This is a genomic window from Azospira sp. MPR-E4 (assembly GCF_058809645.1).
Genome location: NZ_JBXAST010000011.1, coordinates 14,349 through 28,303, shown reverse-complemented (window position 1 = coordinate 28,303; position 13,955 = coordinate 14,349). Strand labels below are relative to the sequence as shown.

Here is a 13,955-nt window from a genome sequence, read left to right as displayed (position 1 = left end):
CAAGGCCAAAGGAAATGGTGCCGGAGATAGGAGTCGAACCTACGACCTTCGCATTACGAATGCGCTGCTCTACCAACTGAGCTACACCGGCATCTACTACTCAAGACCCGCAACAGAGGGTCGGATTCTAGCAACGAAACCCCACCTAGTGAACACTTCTGCCGCCCCGGCGCGGAACAAATGAAATATTTTCGTCTCGTTCGGTAACGGCAGGGATTAAAGCAGTTCCTTGGGCAGAGGGAAGTTCACCTCCGGCTCCCCATCCCCCAACTGGCGCACATTGCCGGCGCCCAGCGCCTGCAGGCGGGAAATGACCCCCTGTACCAGGGTCTCCGGTGCGGAGGCGCCGGCGGTGACGCCAATGGTGTTCACCCCCTGCAGCCATTCGGCCTCAATCTGCTCGGCCCCATCCACCAGATAGCCCCGCACACCGCGCAGCTTGGCCACTTCGAGCAGGCGGTTGGAATTGGAGCTGTTGCGGGAGCCCACCACGATCACCAGGTCGCAGGATTCGGCCAGATGCTTCACCGCATCCTGGCGGTTCTGGGTGGCATAGCAGATGTCGTCCTTGCGCGGTCCTGCGGCATCGGGGAAACGCCCGCGAATGGCCTGGATGACGTTGGCGGCGTCGTCCACCGACAGGGTGGTCTGGGTGACGAAGCCCAACTGCTCGGGGAACCGCACCATCAGCTGGTCCACATCCTCCCGGGTTTCCACCAGGTGCATGCCGCCATTGACGCTCTGCCCCATGGTGCCCTCGACTTCGGGATGGCCCTTGTGGCCGATCATGATGACTTCCCGTCCCTGTTCCCGCATCTTGGCCACCTCGTTATGCACCTTGGTGACCAGGGGACAGGTGGCGTCGAACACTTTGAGGCCGCGCCGGTCGGCTTCCTCGCGCACGGCCTTGGCGACGCCGTGGGCGCTGAAGATGACCGTGGCACCGGCAGGCACTTCGTCCAGTTCCTCGACGAAGACGGCGCCCTTGGCGCGCAGGCCGTCCACCACGAACTTGTTGTGCACCACTTCATGACGCACATAGATGGGGGCGCCGAAACGCTCCAGGGCCCGTTCGACGATGGCGATGGCCCGTTCGACGCCGGCACAGAAACCGCGGGGATTGGCGAGGATGACTTCCATGGATGACTCTCAGTTGGGCCGGGAGCCACAGCTCCCGGCACCGGGGGTTGGACGCGGCGGGGCCAAGGCCCCGGGGCAAGCCTTTAGAGGATGCCGATGATCTCCACCTCGAAGCGCACGGACTTGCCGGCCAGGGGGTGGTTGAAATCGAAGAGGGCGTGGCTTTCCGTCAGTTCCCGCAGGAAGCCGGCGAACTCGGCACCCTCGCCGTCGTTGAACTCCACCACGGAGTTTTCCTTCAGTTCCATGCCCGGCGGCAGGGCTTCCCGGGCGATGCGCTCCACCAGCCGGGGGTTGTGTTCGCCGAAGGCCTGGGCCGGTTCCAGCAGGAAGACGTGGCGCTGTCCGGCCACCTGGCCGAGCAGGCACTTCTCCAGGTTCTCCGCCAGCTGGCCGCTGCCCATCTGCAGGGTGGCGGGCTTCATGTCGAAGGTGTTGAGAATCTCGCTGCCGTCGCCGGTGGTGACGCGGTAGTGCAGGGTGAGAAAGCTGTCCGGCTGGACCGTTGCTTGATCGACTTGGCTCATCAGGAATACCGCTCTTCTTTCCAGGGATCTGCTTCGTTGTGGTAGCCGCGCACTTCCCAGTAACCGGGACGGTCTTCGGCGTGGAATTCGATGCCGGAGAGCCATTTGGCGCTCTTCCAGGCGTAGCGTTTGGGCAGCACCAGGCGCACCGGGCCGCCGTGTTCGACGGACAGGGGGGCGTCGTCCACCGTGTGGGCCACCAGCACGTCGTCGTCCAGCAGCGCCGCCAGAGGCACGTTGGTGGTATAGCCGTCGTAGCTGTGCAGGGTGACGTGGCGGGCTTCCGCCAGGGGGCCGGCCAGATTCACCACTTCCCGGGCCAGCACACCCTCCCAGGGCACGTCCAGCCGGGTCCAGGTGGTGACGCAGTGGAAATCGCTGGTCCGCTGCACCTGGGGCATGGCCAGCAACTGTTCCCAGTCCAGCACCACTTCCTGGGCCACCAGGCCGAACAGGCGCAACTGCCAGTTTTCATGGTGGATGTCGGGATGGATGCCCAGGTCCAGCACCGGAAAATCGGTGACGTGGCGCTGGCCGGGAGGAATGCGGTGGTCGCTCATGAACGGGCCCTGACGTTAGGAAGCGGAAGAATCCGGATTCCCTTGGACAGGTTTACGCCGGATTTGCTCCCAGGCCAGCAAAATTGCCCCCACGGTGATGGCGCAGTCGGCCACGTTGAAGGCCGGGTAGTACCAGCCGGCCACGTGGAACTGCAGGAAATCCACCACGGCGCCGAAACGCACCCGGTCGATGACGTTGCCCAGGGCGCCGCCCATGATCAGGGTCAGGGAGAAGCACAGCAGGCGCTCGGCCAGGTGCTGGCGCAGCATCCAGGCGATCCAGCCGGACACTCCCAGGGCCAGCAGGGTGAAGAACCAGCGCTGCCAGCCGGGCTGGTCGGCGAGGAAGCTGAAGGCGGCGCCCCGGTTGAAGACGAAGACCCAGTCGAAAAAGGGCGTCACGGTGACCGTGTCGCCGTAGTTCAGGCTCGCCAGCACCGCCCATTTGGAGAGCTGGTCGAGAACGATGACCAGGGCCGCCAGCCCGTACCAGCGGCCCAGGGAGGACTTAGGCACGCTCGCGTACCTCGCCCTCGCCGTGCAGGTTGCTGTCGCAACGGCCGCACAGTTCGGGGTGTTCCGGGTTGCTACCCACGTCCTCCCGGTAGTGCCAGCAGCGCTCGCACTTCTTCTGGGTGGAGGCCTCGGCGGCGATGGCATCGGCGCCCTGGGCCACGCTCACCTTGGAGCAGATGAGGACGAAGCGCAGGTCGTCGCCCAGGCTGGCCAGGGCCGCGTACTTGTCGCCCTCGGCGCTGATCCGCACTTCGGCCTGGAGGGAGGAGCCGATCTTGCCTTCCTCGCGCAGGGCCTCCAGGGCCTTGGTCACTTCGCCGCGCACCTCCCGGATCAGGGTCCACTTGGCCAGCAGCTCGCCTTCGTCGGCCTGGGCCGGCAGGTCGTGCCAGGTGTGGAACATGATGGACTGGTCCGCATCGCCGGAGAGGATCTGCCACACTTCCTCGGCGGTGAAGGAGAGGATCGGCGCCATCAGGCGGATGAAGCTCTGGGTCACGTGCCACAGGGCGCTCTGGGCCGAGCGGCGGGCCTTGGAGGCCGGTGCCGTGGTGTACAGGCGGTCCTTCAGGATATCCAGCCAGAAGCCGCCCAGGTCCTCGGAGCAGAAGGTCTGCAGGGCCTGCACCACGCGGTGGAACTCGTAGCGGTCGTAATCGGCCTGGGCCTGGGTCTGCAGCTGGCGGGTCAGGGCCAGGGCGTAGCGGTCGATCTCGAACCACTCGGCCACCGGCAGCATGTCCTTGGCGGCGTCGAAGTCGGCGATGTTGGCCAGCAGGAAACGCAGGGTGTTGCGGATGCGGCGGTAGGCTTCCACCACCCGGGCCAGGATTTCCTTGGACATGGCCAGCTCGCCGGAGTAGTCCGTGGCGGCCACCCACAGGCGCAGGATGTCGGCGCCCATCTTGTCCGAGACTTCCTGGGGCAGGATGGTGTTGCCCAGGGACTTGCTCATCTTGCGCCCCTGCTGGTCCACCGTGAAACCGTGGGTGAGCAGGGCCTTGTAGGGCGGATGGCCGTCGATGGCGGCGCCGGTGAGCAGGGAGGAATGGAACCAGCCCCGGTGCTGGTCCGAGCCTTCCAGGTAGAGGTCGGCCCGGGGGCCGGTGGCGTGGCCGTCGTTATGGGAGCCCCGCAGCACGTGCCAGTGGGTGGTGCCGGAGTCGAACCACACGTCCAGGGTGTCGCTGATCTTTTCGTACTGGGCGGCTTCGCCCCCCAGCAGTTCTGCCGCATCCAGCTTGAACCAGGCTTCGATGCCTTCCTTCTCCACGCGCTGGGCCACGGCTTCCATCAGCTCCACGGTGCGCGGATGCAGTTCCCCCGTTTCCTTGTGCAGGAAGAAGGGAATGGGCACGCCCCAGTTGCGCTGGCGGGAGATGCACCAGTCGGGCCGGTTGGCGATCATGGATTGCAGGCGGGGCTTGCCCCAGGCCGGATAGAAGGCGGTGGCCTCGACCCCGGCCAGGGCCTTTTCGCGCAGGGACTTGCCGTCGGTGGGCAGGCGGTCCATGCCGACGAACCACTGGGCGGTGGCCCGGTAGATCACCGGAGTCTTGTGGCGCCAGCAGTGCATGTAGCTGTGGCTGACATTGCCGTGGGAAAGCAGGCAGCCCACTTCGGACAGCTTGTCGCAGATGGCCTGGTTGGCCTTCCAGATGGAGAGGCCGCCGAAGAAGGGCAGCTCGTCCACATAGACACCGTCGCCCTTGACGATGGAAATGATCTCGTCGTTGCCGCGGCCGTAATGGCGCCAGGCGTTGAAGTCGTCCACGCCGTGGGCGGGGGCGCAATGGACGATGCCGGTGCCCGCATCCAGGCCCACGTAGTCGGCCAGGTAGACAACGGAAACCCGGTCGTAGAAAGGATGGCGGAATTCCAGGCGTTCCAGGGCCTTGCCCTTGACGGTCGCCAGCACCGTGCCTTCGCAGCCGTAGCGCTTGAGGCAGTCGGCCACCAGCTCCTTGGCCAGCACCAGCAGGCGATCACCCGCGTCCACCAGGGCGTACTCGTGTTCGGGGTGGATATTGAGGGCCTGGTTGGCGGGAATGGTCCACGGGGTGGTGGTCCAGATCACCGCATAGGCGGGCTTGGGCAGGGCGTTGAGGCCGAAGGCCGCAGCCAGCTTGGGGGCATCGGCTTCGCTGACGGGGAAAGCCACGTCGATGGTGGGGGACTTCTTGTCGGCGTATTCCACCTCGGCCTCGGCCAGGGCGGAGCCGCAGTCGAAGCACCAATTGACGGGCTTCAGGCCCTTGAAGACGTAGCCCTGCTTGACCATCTCGGCCAGGGCGCGGATCTCGCCGGCCTCGTTGGCGAAGTTCATGGTCAGGTAGGGGTTGTCCCAGTCGCCCAGCACGCCGAGGCGGATGAATTCCTTCTTCTGCACTTCCACCTGCTCGGCGGCGTAGCTGCGGCACAGTTCCCGCACCTTGTCGGCGGGCAGGTTCTTGCCGTGGGTGACTTCGATCTTGTGCTCGATGGGCAGGCCGTGGCAGTCCCAGCCCGGCACGTAGGGCGCATCAAAACCGGCCAGGGTCTTGGAGCGGACGATGATGTCCTTGAGGATCTTGTTCAGGGCGTGGCCCAGATGCAGGTTGCCGTTGGCGTAGGGAGGGCCGTCGTGCAGGATGAACTTGGGCCGGCCGGCGCAGATCTCGCGAATCTTCTGGTACAGCTTCTTTTCCTGCCATTGCTGCACCCACTGGGGCTCCCGCTTGGGCAGGTCGCCGCGCATGGGGAAGGGAGTGTCGGGAAGATTCAGGGAGTTCTTGTAGTCAGCCATAACAGCCTCAAATGCCTAAGGTTTTCTTAACGCTGGAAAAATGCGCGGGCGGCTTCCGCGTCCTGGCCGATCTGGGCCACGAGCGCGTTGAAGTCGGGGAATTTCATCTCGTCCCGCAGCTTGTGCAGGAAGGAAACGGAAAGGTGGGCGCCGTAGATGTCGCCGTCGAAATCGAAGAGGTGCACTTCCAGCAGGGGCTGCAGCTGGCCGCCCACGGTGGGGCGCACCCCCAGGTTGGCCACCCCGTTGAGGGGCCGGCCGGCGACGCCGGTGACGCTCACGGCGAAGACGCCGGTGAGCGGCAGGGGATTGTGCTTGATGCGGATGTTGGCGGTGGCAAAGCCCAGCTGGCGCCCCAGCTTCTGGCCGTGCACCACGCGACCGTCGATGCTGTAGGGACGGCCCAGGAGACGGGCGGCCCGGGCCATGTCGCCGGCCGCCAGGGCCTCGCGCACGCCGGAGCTGGAAGCCCGCTCGCCGCCCTGCACCACGCTCTCCATGGCCTCCACCTGGAAGCCGAAGGAGGCGCCGGCGGCCTGCAGCAGGGCGAAATCGCCGGCCCGGCGGGCGCCGAAGCGGAAGTCGTCGCCGATGATGAGGTGGCGCACCTTGAGACAGCGCACCAGCACCTGCTCGATGAACTCGTCCGCCGTCAGGGCCGCGAAGACGGTGTTGAAGGGGCTGACGCAGGTGAGGTCGGCGCCGTAGTTCTGCAGCAGTTCCAGCTTCTCGCGCAGGGTGGTGAGCCGGGCCGGGGCCGAGGCCGGGTCGAAGAACTCGCGGGGATGGGGCTCGAAGGTCAGCACCGCCGCCGGCAGGCCGCAGGCCCGGGCAGCCTGGCCGACGCGGGCAAGCAGGGCCTGGTGGCCAAGATGCACGCCATCGAAATTGCCGATGGTCAGCACCGTGGCACTGGGGGCCGGGGTTTTAACGCCGCGCAGGACGAGCATGGTGGAAGCCGGAATCCTTCTTATGCCCCGGGCGGGGCGCGAAAAAAGGCTGAATTATAACGGTTTTACCCCCGTCCTGCGGCACCGCCGCCCGCTCCGGGAGAGAACCGCCACAGGGGGCTGCCCGCCAGGGCAGAAGGGACGGCCCTGGACGGCATGACCTGCCTGCAAAGGCCGTCCCGCCTGCCTCTCCGGGCAGGCGTCAGAGACAGTGGGGACTTTGGCTCAGTCGAGCCGGGCCAGCCTGGATTTGGCCAGGGGCGGATTCTTGGCGAAGTACTGGCGGATGCCCTTGAGCATGGCCTCGGCCATGCGGTCCTGGTAGGCGTCGTCGTTGAGGCGCTTTTCCTCTTCCGGATTGCTGATGAAGGCCGTCTCCACCAGGATCGAGGGAATGTCCGGCGCCTTCAGCACGGCAAAGCCGGCCTGCTCCACGGTGGCCTTGTGCAGGGCGTTGATGCCGCCCAGCTCCCCCAGCACGGCCTTGCCCAGCTTGAGGCTGTCGTTGATGGTGGCGGTCTGGGAAAGGTCCAGCAGGGTGCGGGCGAGGAAGGGGTCCTTGACGCCGATGTTCACGCCGCCGATGAGGTCGGCCTCGTTTTCCTTCTGGGCCAGCCAGCGGGCCTGGGAACTGGAGGCGCCCCGCTCGGACAGCACGAACACGGAGGAACCCCGGGCATCGGGCTTGATCCAGGCGTCGGCATGGATGGAGACGAAGAGGTCGGCCTGGACCCGGCGGGCCTTCTGCACCCGCATGTGCAGGGGCACGAAGAAGTCCGAATCCCGGGTCAGCACGGCCCGCATGTTGGGCTCGGCGTCGATCTTGGCCTTCAGGCGCTTGGCGATGGACAGCACCACGTCCTTCTCGTGGCTGCCGCCCTTGCCCACGGCCCCCGGGTCTTCGCCGCCGTGGCCCGGGTCCAGGGTGATGGTGACGAGACGATCCACCACCGGCTTGGTGTTGCGCTTGGCCGGTTCCGCCGGCCGGGCTTCCTGGGCGCGGCCCGGGGCCTGCTGGGTCTGGGACGGCGCCTCGGCCACCGGTTCGCGCCGGCCGGCCTCGGCGATGGCATCCAGCCCGTCGCCGTCCTTCTTGTCCAGCAGGGACAGTAGGGGATCGGGCGGATTGGCCGGATAGACGTCCAGCACCAGCCGGCTGCCGTACTCGCCCACCGGCTTCAGGGAAAAGACCTGGGGCTGCACCTCGGTCTTCAGCTCCATGACCAGGCGCACCACGCCGGGCTTGAAGCGGCCGGCCCGCAGCAGCTTGATGTAGGGATCGTCCGGCGCCACCTTGTTGGAGAGGCCGTCGAGGACGCTGTTGAATTCGATGCCCTCGATATCCACCACCAGACGCTCGGGATTCTTCACCGAGAACTGGGTGAACTTCAGGGGAGCGCCACCCGGGGCGTCATGCTCCAGGGTGACCCGGGTGTAATCGGCGGCGGGCCACACCCGCACCGAGAGAATGGAGGGCGACTTGCCGGCGGCGGCCCGGGCCAGGGGCGTGACGAGCAGGACCAGGGCGGCCCCGCCGGCCTTCAGCAGGGCCCGGCGGCGCTCGACAGGCGGGACATGAGAGCGTTTACGCATTGCTCACCTCCCGGAGAATGGGGTTGCAGCAGGAGATCACGGCCGTCATCGTCGCGGAAGCGGAAAGCCAGGACGAGATCGGGCGGCAGCACAAAGCCCGCGGCTTTGTCCGGCCATTCCACGAGGCACAGGGCCCCTTGGCGGAAATAATCATCCAACCCAGCATCGACAAACTCTTCCGGCGACTCGAAACGATAAAAATCAAAGTGATACAAGTATAAGCTCGAAAGTTTGTAAACTTCAACCAAGGCGTAGGTCGGGCTCTTCACCGGACCGGTGTGGCCCAGGGCCCGCAGCAGGGCCCGCACCAGGGTGGTCTTGCCCGCCCCCAGGTCCCCTTCCAGGTAGATCACCAGGCCCGGCCCGGCGGCCTGGGCCAGGGCGGCCCCCAGGGCCTGGGTCGCCGCTTCGTTCGCCAGCAGCAGACTTTGGCCTGGATTAAGGGATTGGGCAGCAGATTCGCTATGATCGGGCATATGGAACCAACGGAAGAAATGCAGCAAACGGGAGCCGGCACCCCCGCCCGCCCGGCGGCGGCGGGAGGAGCGGCCCCGGACTGGCCCGGACTGGCCGCCCGCCTCAAGGGCTGGGGCCGGGAACTGGGCTTTGCCGAGGTGGCCGTCGGCCGGGCCGAGATCGGCGAGGCCGGGCAGCGGCTGCTGGCCTGGCTCGACCAGGGGCGCCACGGGAGCATGGATTATATGGCCAAACACGCCCCCCTGCGGCTCGATCCGGGCCAGCTGGTGCCCGGCGTGCAGACCGTCATTTCGGTGCGCCTGCCCTACCTGCCCCGGGGCGCCGAGCCCGAGCAGGTGCTGGCCGATCCGGCCCTGGGCTATGTTTCCCGCTACGCCCTGGGGCGGGACTACCACAAGGTCATCCGCAACCGCCTGCAGAAGCTGGCGGACCGGCTGCAGGCCGAGATCGGCGACTTCGGCTACCGGGTCTTTTCCGACTCGGCCCCGGTGATGGAGGTGGAATTTGCGCGCAAGTCCGGCCTGGGCTGGCGCGGCAAGCACACCCTGCTGCTGACCCGGGAGGGCTCCTGGCATTTCCTCGGCGAAATCTACACCGACCTGCCCCTGCCGGCGGATGCCGAGGTGAGCGATCACTGCGGCGCCTGTACGCGCTGCATCGACATCTGCCCGACCCGGGCCATCGTCGCTCCGTACCAGGTGGACGCCCGCCGCTGCATCTCCTACCTGACCATCGAGCTGGACGGCCCCATCCCCGAAGAGCTGCGGCCCCTGCTGGGCAACCGCATCTACGGTTGCGACGACTGCCAGCTGTTTTGCCCCTGGAACCGCTTCGGCCAGCAGGGCGATGTGGAATTCACCCCCCGCCAGGGCCTGGATGCGGCGCGGCTCTCGACCCTGATGGCCTGGAGCGAGGCGGATTTCCTCGAACGCATGGCCGGCAGCCCCATCCGCCGCATCGGCATTGAACGCTGGCGGCGCAACATCGCCGTGGCCCTGGGCAACGGCCCGGCGACGGAGGAAGCCAGGGCGGCCCTGGCCGCCCGCCGGGAGGACGACTCCGCCGTGGTGCGGGAGCACGTGGCCTGGGCCGAGCGGCAGCTGGAAAAGAAAACGCCGCCCGCAGGCGGCGTCTGAGGCCTCTTCAGGCGGCGGGGCCGTCGCCTCCGTCGCCCCTCTTCTTCCCGTCCCCCACGCTACCGGCGAAGCGCGCCTTGAGGCGCTCCCAGTAACGATCTTCCAGGGACAGATTGATGGCGGCGCCACGGGCCAGGCTCAGCTGGCTCATCAGCAGGCAGAGGCGCTGCCAGGCGGTACCGCGCTCCACCTCGTCGAGCAGTTCCAGTTCGGCACGCAGTTGGGCGATCTCCCGCCGCAGCCCCACTTCCGGCGGGATGTAGCCGGCATTCTTGAGGATGCGCTGGGCCAGGCGCTGGTCTTCCGGCACCAGCAGGTCGTCGCCCAGCTCCAGGGGCTGGCCGCTGCCGGGCAGGTCCGATAGCTCGCCCTTGGCCAGGGCCTCGTTGATGCGCTGTTCCGCCAGCAATTCGAAGGCCAGCACCGCCCGGCCCTTCAGCGCTCCACCGGCCGTGCCGGATCGGCGCACCACTCGCTCCAGGAGCCGGCGTAGAGCCGGGCACCGGGCAGGCCGGCGATTTCCATGGCCAGCAGGTTGTGGCAGGCGGAAACGCCGGAGCCGCACTGGTGCACCACCTGTTCCGGCGCAGCGCCGGCCAGGGTCGCCATCCATTCCTGGCGCAGCTGATCGGCCGGCTTGAAGCGGCCGTCGGGCCCCAGGTTGTCGCGGAAGAAGCGGTTGCGGGCGCCGGGGATATGGCCGCCCACCGGGTCGATGCTTTCGTTTTCGCCGCGGAAACGGTCCGGCGCCCGGGCATCGACGATGACCCGGTCCGGCCGGCCCAGGCCGGCCAGCACCTGGTCGGCGTCCAGCACCCAGTCCCGGGGCGCGGGCGTGAAGGTGCGGGCGGCAGGCTCGGGCATCACGGTGCTCAGGGCGCCGCCGGCGGCAGTCCACGCAGGCAGGCCGCCGTCCAGCAGGGCCACGGCCTCGTGGCCGAGCCAGCGCAGCAGCCACCACAGGCGCCCGGCCATCATGCCGCCGCAGTCGTCGTAGGCCACCACCTGGACCCCGGGGCCGATGCCGGCCCGGCCCAGAGCGGCGGCCAGGGTGGCGATATCAGGCAGGGGATGGCGGCCGTTGCGGCCGTTTTTCGCAGAGGAAAGGTCCCGGTCCAGATGCAGGAAGACGGCTCCGGGAATGTGCCCCCGGGCGTAGGCGGCCTCCCCGGCGGCCGGGTCGGCCAGATCATGGCGGCAATCCACCACCACCCAGGCCGGATCGCCCAGGCGGGCGGCCAGGGTGGCCCCATCCACCAGGGTGGTGTGGATGGCCGCAGGCATCAGATGACGTCCTGCTCGGCCAGCCAGGCCTTGGCTTCGGTTTCGTCGGAGAAGACGCGGATGCTGGCATCGACGAAGGCACGGGAGAGCCAGGCGCTCCAGGTCACCCACTGGCTCTCGGTGATGACGGCGATGCGCTCGAAATCGTTGGCGTGGGCCTTGGAGAAGCGGATTTCCTCCAGGGCCGTGTCCAGGGTCACGTCGGCCATCTGGCGCAGATCGAAAAAGAGATTCACCGGGCCTTCGAACTTCACCTTGAAATTCACCAGCTCCTCGAACTCCTTGTAGTCGGCCAGGGTGAATTCACCGAAAACGGCGACGGAAACCAGGTTGTCCTGGTGGTCGGTAACGATCATGGCTTGCTCCGTGTTGTTATGTGGATATGAGTTTAACTTGGAATGGGGCGACCAGCGCAGCCATGGGCGGGCCCGGCGGCGCCTGGTGCCGGCCTAGTCCTGCTCCGCCGGATTGGCCCGGGAGAAGCGGGTGGCGGCCATGCCGGAGAGGACGATGATGGCGATGGCCAGCCAGGCGGCGAGGGAAAGCACCTCGCCCCAGAAGAGCATGCCGAACAGGCTGGCGAAGACCACCGCCGTGTAGGCCAGGCTGGCTGCCACCAGGGTGCGGCCCCGGCTGTAGGCCCGGGTCATGGCCAGCTGGGCCAGGGTGGCGAAGATGCCGACCCCCAGCAGCAGGCCGGCGCCGCGCAGGGTCAGGGGATGAAAGCGGAAGAAGAGCATCCACAGGCCGGCGCCGAGGGTGGACAGCAGGGAGAAGTAGAACACCGTGCGCCACTCCGGCTCCCCCTTCTGCCCCAGTTCGCGCACGTTGTAATAGGCCAGGCCGGCGAGGACGCCGGAAGCCAGGCCCATCAGGCCGCCGGCCAGCTGGTCCGCATGGAAGGTGGGCTGCAGCAGCAACACCACCCCGGCAAAGCCGGCCACCAGGGCACCCACCAGGCTGGCGGGCAGGCGGGCGCCGGAGAGACCGGCGAGGAACAGGGCCAGAAACAGGGGCGAGGTGTAGTTGAGGGTCACCGCCGTCGCCAGGGGCAGCCAGGCGATGGCGTAGAAGTACAGCATGAGGGAGATGAAGCCGGAGACGCCCCGGTAGATCTGGAATTTCCAGTGGGGAGTGCGCGGATCGAGGCGTCCCCAGAGCATGGAGGCGCTCATCAGGGCCAGGGCGATGGCGTTGCGGTAGAAGACGATTTCCGCCGGGGAATAGCCCGCCTCGGCCGCCAGCTTGACGCACACGCCCATGCAGGCGAACAGGAATGCGGCGGCGACCATCCACAGGGATTGCATGGGCAGGAAATCCTTCAGCGATGAAGCCGGAAAAACGGCGCCGCAGAAACCGGCGCGGGGGAAACAAAAGGGGCGCCCGCAGGCGCCCCGATGCTTGGGCTGGGAGAATTCTACTTCAGGTGGGGCTCGACGATGCGGCGGTAGAACTCGTGGAAGTGCTGCATGCCGTCCTCGGTGGGGGACTGGTAGGGGCCCACTTCGTTGCGCCCCTCCTTGAGCAGCTGCCAGCGGCCCCGGTCCATGCGCTCGCCGATGTCGTCGTCCTCGATGGCGGTTTCCATATAGGCGGCCTGCTCGGCCTCGATGAATTCCCGCTCGAACTCGACGATTTCCTCGGGGTAGTAGAACTCCACCACGTTCATGGTCTTGTTCACCGACTGGGGGATGAGGGTGGACACCACCAGCACGTGGGGATACCACTCCACCATCACATTCGGGTAGTAGGTCAGCCACACGGCGCCCTGCTTGGGCTGCTCGCCCCGGGCGCCGTAGAAGTCCTTGACCGCCTTCTGCCAGCGGCCGTAGGGGGCGGAGCCGACCTTGTCCAGGTTGGTGATGCCCACCTTCTGCACGGAATACCACTCGCCAAACTGCCAGGTCAGGTCGTCACAAGTGACGAAGTTGCCCAGACCGGGGTGGAAGGGCACCACGTGGTAGTCCTCCAGGTACACCTCGATGAAGGTCTTCCAGTTGTAGTTGCACTCGTGCATCTCGACCCGGTCCAGCTTGTAGCCGGTGAAGTCGAACTCGCCGGCCACGTTCATCCCGGCCAGGTCTGCCTGGGCGTTGCGCGGACCCTTGAAGAGCAGGCCGTTCCAGGAATCCAGCTTGCGCTTGTTGAGGTTGAGGCAGGGATTGGCGGGGAAGTGGGGCGCGCCCTTGAGGCTGCCTTCGCTGTCGTAGGTCCAGCGGTGGATCGGGCAGACGATGTGCTCCGCATTGCCGCTGCCCTGCAGCATGATGGCCTGGCGGTGGCGGCAGATGTTGGACATGTCATAAACCCCGTCCGGCTGGCGCACCAGCATGCGGCCGTGGTCGCGCCACTCCATGGTGCGGTAGTCGTGCACATTGGGCACCATCAGCTCGTGGCCGACGTACCCCGGGCCCTGCTCGAAGAAGAGTTTCATCTCCAATTCGAACATTTTTTCGTCGAAATACCATTCGACGGGGAATTGGCTAACGGCAGGAGCCAGTTTGGTGCTGGATGCGATGTCGGACATGTCCACACCTCCGGAAAAAGGCAATGGGTGAAAAATGAAGCAAAATCAAAGAAGGCGGGATTCTACCCCGGCGCAAATTTGACCAAAAGCCCCGTGATACGGTATTTTTTGCATTTCCACCGGTTATTGATATGGATCAATCGCCCATGCCCGCTTCCACCAGCGCCGGCGGCCAGACCGGAACCCCTCCCGGCTCTCCCTCCTCCCCCTCCTTCGAAGAAGCCCTCGCCGACCTGGAGCACATCGCCCAGGCCATGGAAGGCGGCAACCTGTCCCTGGAAGAATCCCTGTCCGCCTACAAGCGCGGCGTCGAACTGCTGAAACTGTGCCAGGGCCAGCTGGCCGATGCGGAACAGCGGGTGCAGGTCCTGGAAAGCGGTACACTGAAGGACTTGAACAGCCCCGAGGCCTGAAGGCACGGCCCCACCTGCGCCTTCGCACCTCTTCTCCAGGTTTTCCC

Annotated in this window: 15 protein-coding genes and 1 tRNA gene; 2 read left to right on the top strand and 14 right to left on the bottom strand. The window is 66.6% G+C overall.

Annotated features, from left to right (window positions below; all coding sequences use genetic code 11):
* Positions 1 to 15 precede the first annotated feature (15 nt).
* The 9 genes from AC1RTA_RS05485 to tsaE form a co-directional block, all read right to left on the bottom strand.
* Positions 16 to 91 (bottom strand) — tRNA-Thr (locus tag AC1RTA_RS05485).
* 125 nt (positions 92 to 216) lie between these two features.
* On the bottom strand, positions 217 to 1,140 hold the full coding sequence (gene ispH, locus AC1RTA_RS05480; RefSeq protein WP_492784167.1) for a 4-hydroxy-3-methylbut-2-enyl diphosphate reductase: 924 nt from the start codon (positions 1,138 to 1,140) through the stop codon (positions 217 to 219).
* A gap of 83 nt (positions 1,141 to 1,223) precedes the next feature.
* Entirely contained in the window at positions 1,224 to 1,667 is a 444-nt protein-coding gene (locus tag AC1RTA_RS05475; protein ID WP_130459047.1) for an FKBP-type peptidyl-prolyl cis-trans isomerase, read from the bottom strand.
* Complete coding sequence (locus AC1RTA_RS05470) at positions 1,667 to 2,227, bottom strand: sulfite oxidase-like oxidoreductase (protein WP_492784166.1); 561 nt, start codon at positions 2,225 to 2,227, stop codon at positions 1,667 to 1,669. Before AC1RTA_RS05470 ends, AC1RTA_RS05475 begins: the two co-directional genes overlap by 1 nt.
* A 15-nt stretch (positions 2,228 to 2,242) precedes the next feature.
* Positions 2,243 to 2,743: a signal peptidase II gene (gene lspA / locus AC1RTA_RS05465; RefSeq protein WP_014238505.1), complete on the bottom strand. Its 501-nt coding sequence runs from the start codon at positions 2,741 to 2,743 to the stop codon at positions 2,243 to 2,245.
* Entirely contained in the window at positions 2,736 to 5,528 is a 2,793-nt protein-coding gene (gene ileS, locus AC1RTA_RS05460; RefSeq protein ID WP_492784165.1) for an isoleucine--tRNA ligase, read from the bottom strand. Before ileS ends, lspA begins: the two co-directional genes overlap by 8 nt.
* A gap of 26 nt (positions 5,529 to 5,554) precedes the next feature.
* Positions 5,555 to 6,478: a bifunctional riboflavin kinase/FAD synthetase gene (locus tag AC1RTA_RS05455; RefSeq protein ID WP_492784164.1), complete on the bottom strand. Its 924-nt coding sequence runs from the start codon at positions 6,476 to 6,478 to the stop codon at positions 5,555 to 5,557.
* A gap of 225 nt (positions 6,479 to 6,703) precedes the next feature.
* The gene (locus tag AC1RTA_RS05450) at positions 6,704 to 8,071 is read right to left on the bottom strand and encodes an N-acetylmuramoyl-L-alanine amidase (protein ID WP_492784163.1); all 1,368 of its coding nucleotides are present in this window, start codon (positions 8,069 to 8,071) and stop codon (positions 6,704 to 6,706) included.
* Positions 8,020 to 8,547, bottom strand: a complete 528-nt coding sequence (gene tsaE / locus AC1RTA_RS05445) for a tRNA (adenosine(37)-N6)-threonylcarbamoyltransferase complex ATPase subunit type 1 TsaE (protein ID WP_492784191.1) — start codon at positions 8,545 to 8,547, stop codon at positions 8,020 to 8,022. The genes AC1RTA_RS05450 and tsaE overlap by 52 nt, the downstream gene beginning before the upstream one ends.
* 18 nt (positions 8,548 to 8,565) lie before the next feature.
* On the opposite strand from tsaE, the gene queG reads away from it, so the two are divergent.
* On the top strand, positions 8,566 to 9,684 hold the full coding sequence (queG, locus tag AC1RTA_RS05440; RefSeq protein ID WP_492784190.1) for a tRNA epoxyqueuosine(34) reductase QueG: 1,119 nt from the start codon (positions 8,566 to 8,568) through the stop codon (positions 9,682 to 9,684).
* Positions 9,685 to 9,691: 7 nt separating this feature from the next.
* On the opposite strand, the gene AC1RTA_RS05435 is transcribed toward queG, so the two are convergent.
* From AC1RTA_RS05435 to AC1RTA_RS05415, 5 genes are all read right to left on the bottom strand, one after another.
* Complete coding sequence (locus AC1RTA_RS05435) at positions 9,692 to 10,153, bottom strand: DnaJ family domain-containing protein (protein WP_492784162.1); 462 nt, start codon at positions 10,151 to 10,153, stop codon at positions 9,692 to 9,694.
* Positions 10,120 to 10,968: a sulfurtransferase gene (locus AC1RTA_RS05430; protein ID WP_492784161.1), complete on the bottom strand. Its 849-nt coding sequence runs from the start codon at positions 10,966 to 10,968 to the stop codon at positions 10,120 to 10,122. The genes AC1RTA_RS05435 and AC1RTA_RS05430 overlap by 34 nt, the downstream gene beginning before the upstream one ends.
* Entirely contained in the window at positions 10,968 to 11,324 is a 357-nt protein-coding gene (locus tag AC1RTA_RS05425; protein ID WP_492784160.1) for a SpoIIAA family protein, read from the bottom strand. The genes AC1RTA_RS05430 and AC1RTA_RS05425 overlap by 1 nt, the downstream gene beginning before the upstream one ends.
* 93 nt (positions 11,325 to 11,417) lie before the next feature.
* Entirely contained in the window at positions 11,418 to 12,275 is an 858-nt protein-coding gene (locus AC1RTA_RS05420) for a DMT family transporter (RefSeq protein ID WP_130459055.1), read from the bottom strand.
* 110 nt (positions 12,276 to 12,385) lie between these two features.
* Entirely contained in the window at positions 12,386 to 13,495 is a 1,110-nt protein-coding gene (locus AC1RTA_RS05415) for an aromatic ring-hydroxylating oxygenase subunit alpha (RefSeq protein ID WP_014238515.1), read from the bottom strand.
* Between the two features lie 146 nt (positions 13,496 to 13,641).
* Here AC1RTA_RS05415 and AC1RTA_RS05410 point away from each other — a divergent pair, with 146 nt between their 5' ends.
* Complete coding sequence (locus AC1RTA_RS05410; protein WP_492784159.1) at positions 13,642 to 13,908, top strand: exodeoxyribonuclease VII small subunit; 267 nt, start codon at positions 13,642 to 13,644, stop codon at positions 13,906 to 13,908.
* Positions 13,909 to 13,955 lie beyond the last annotated feature (47 nt).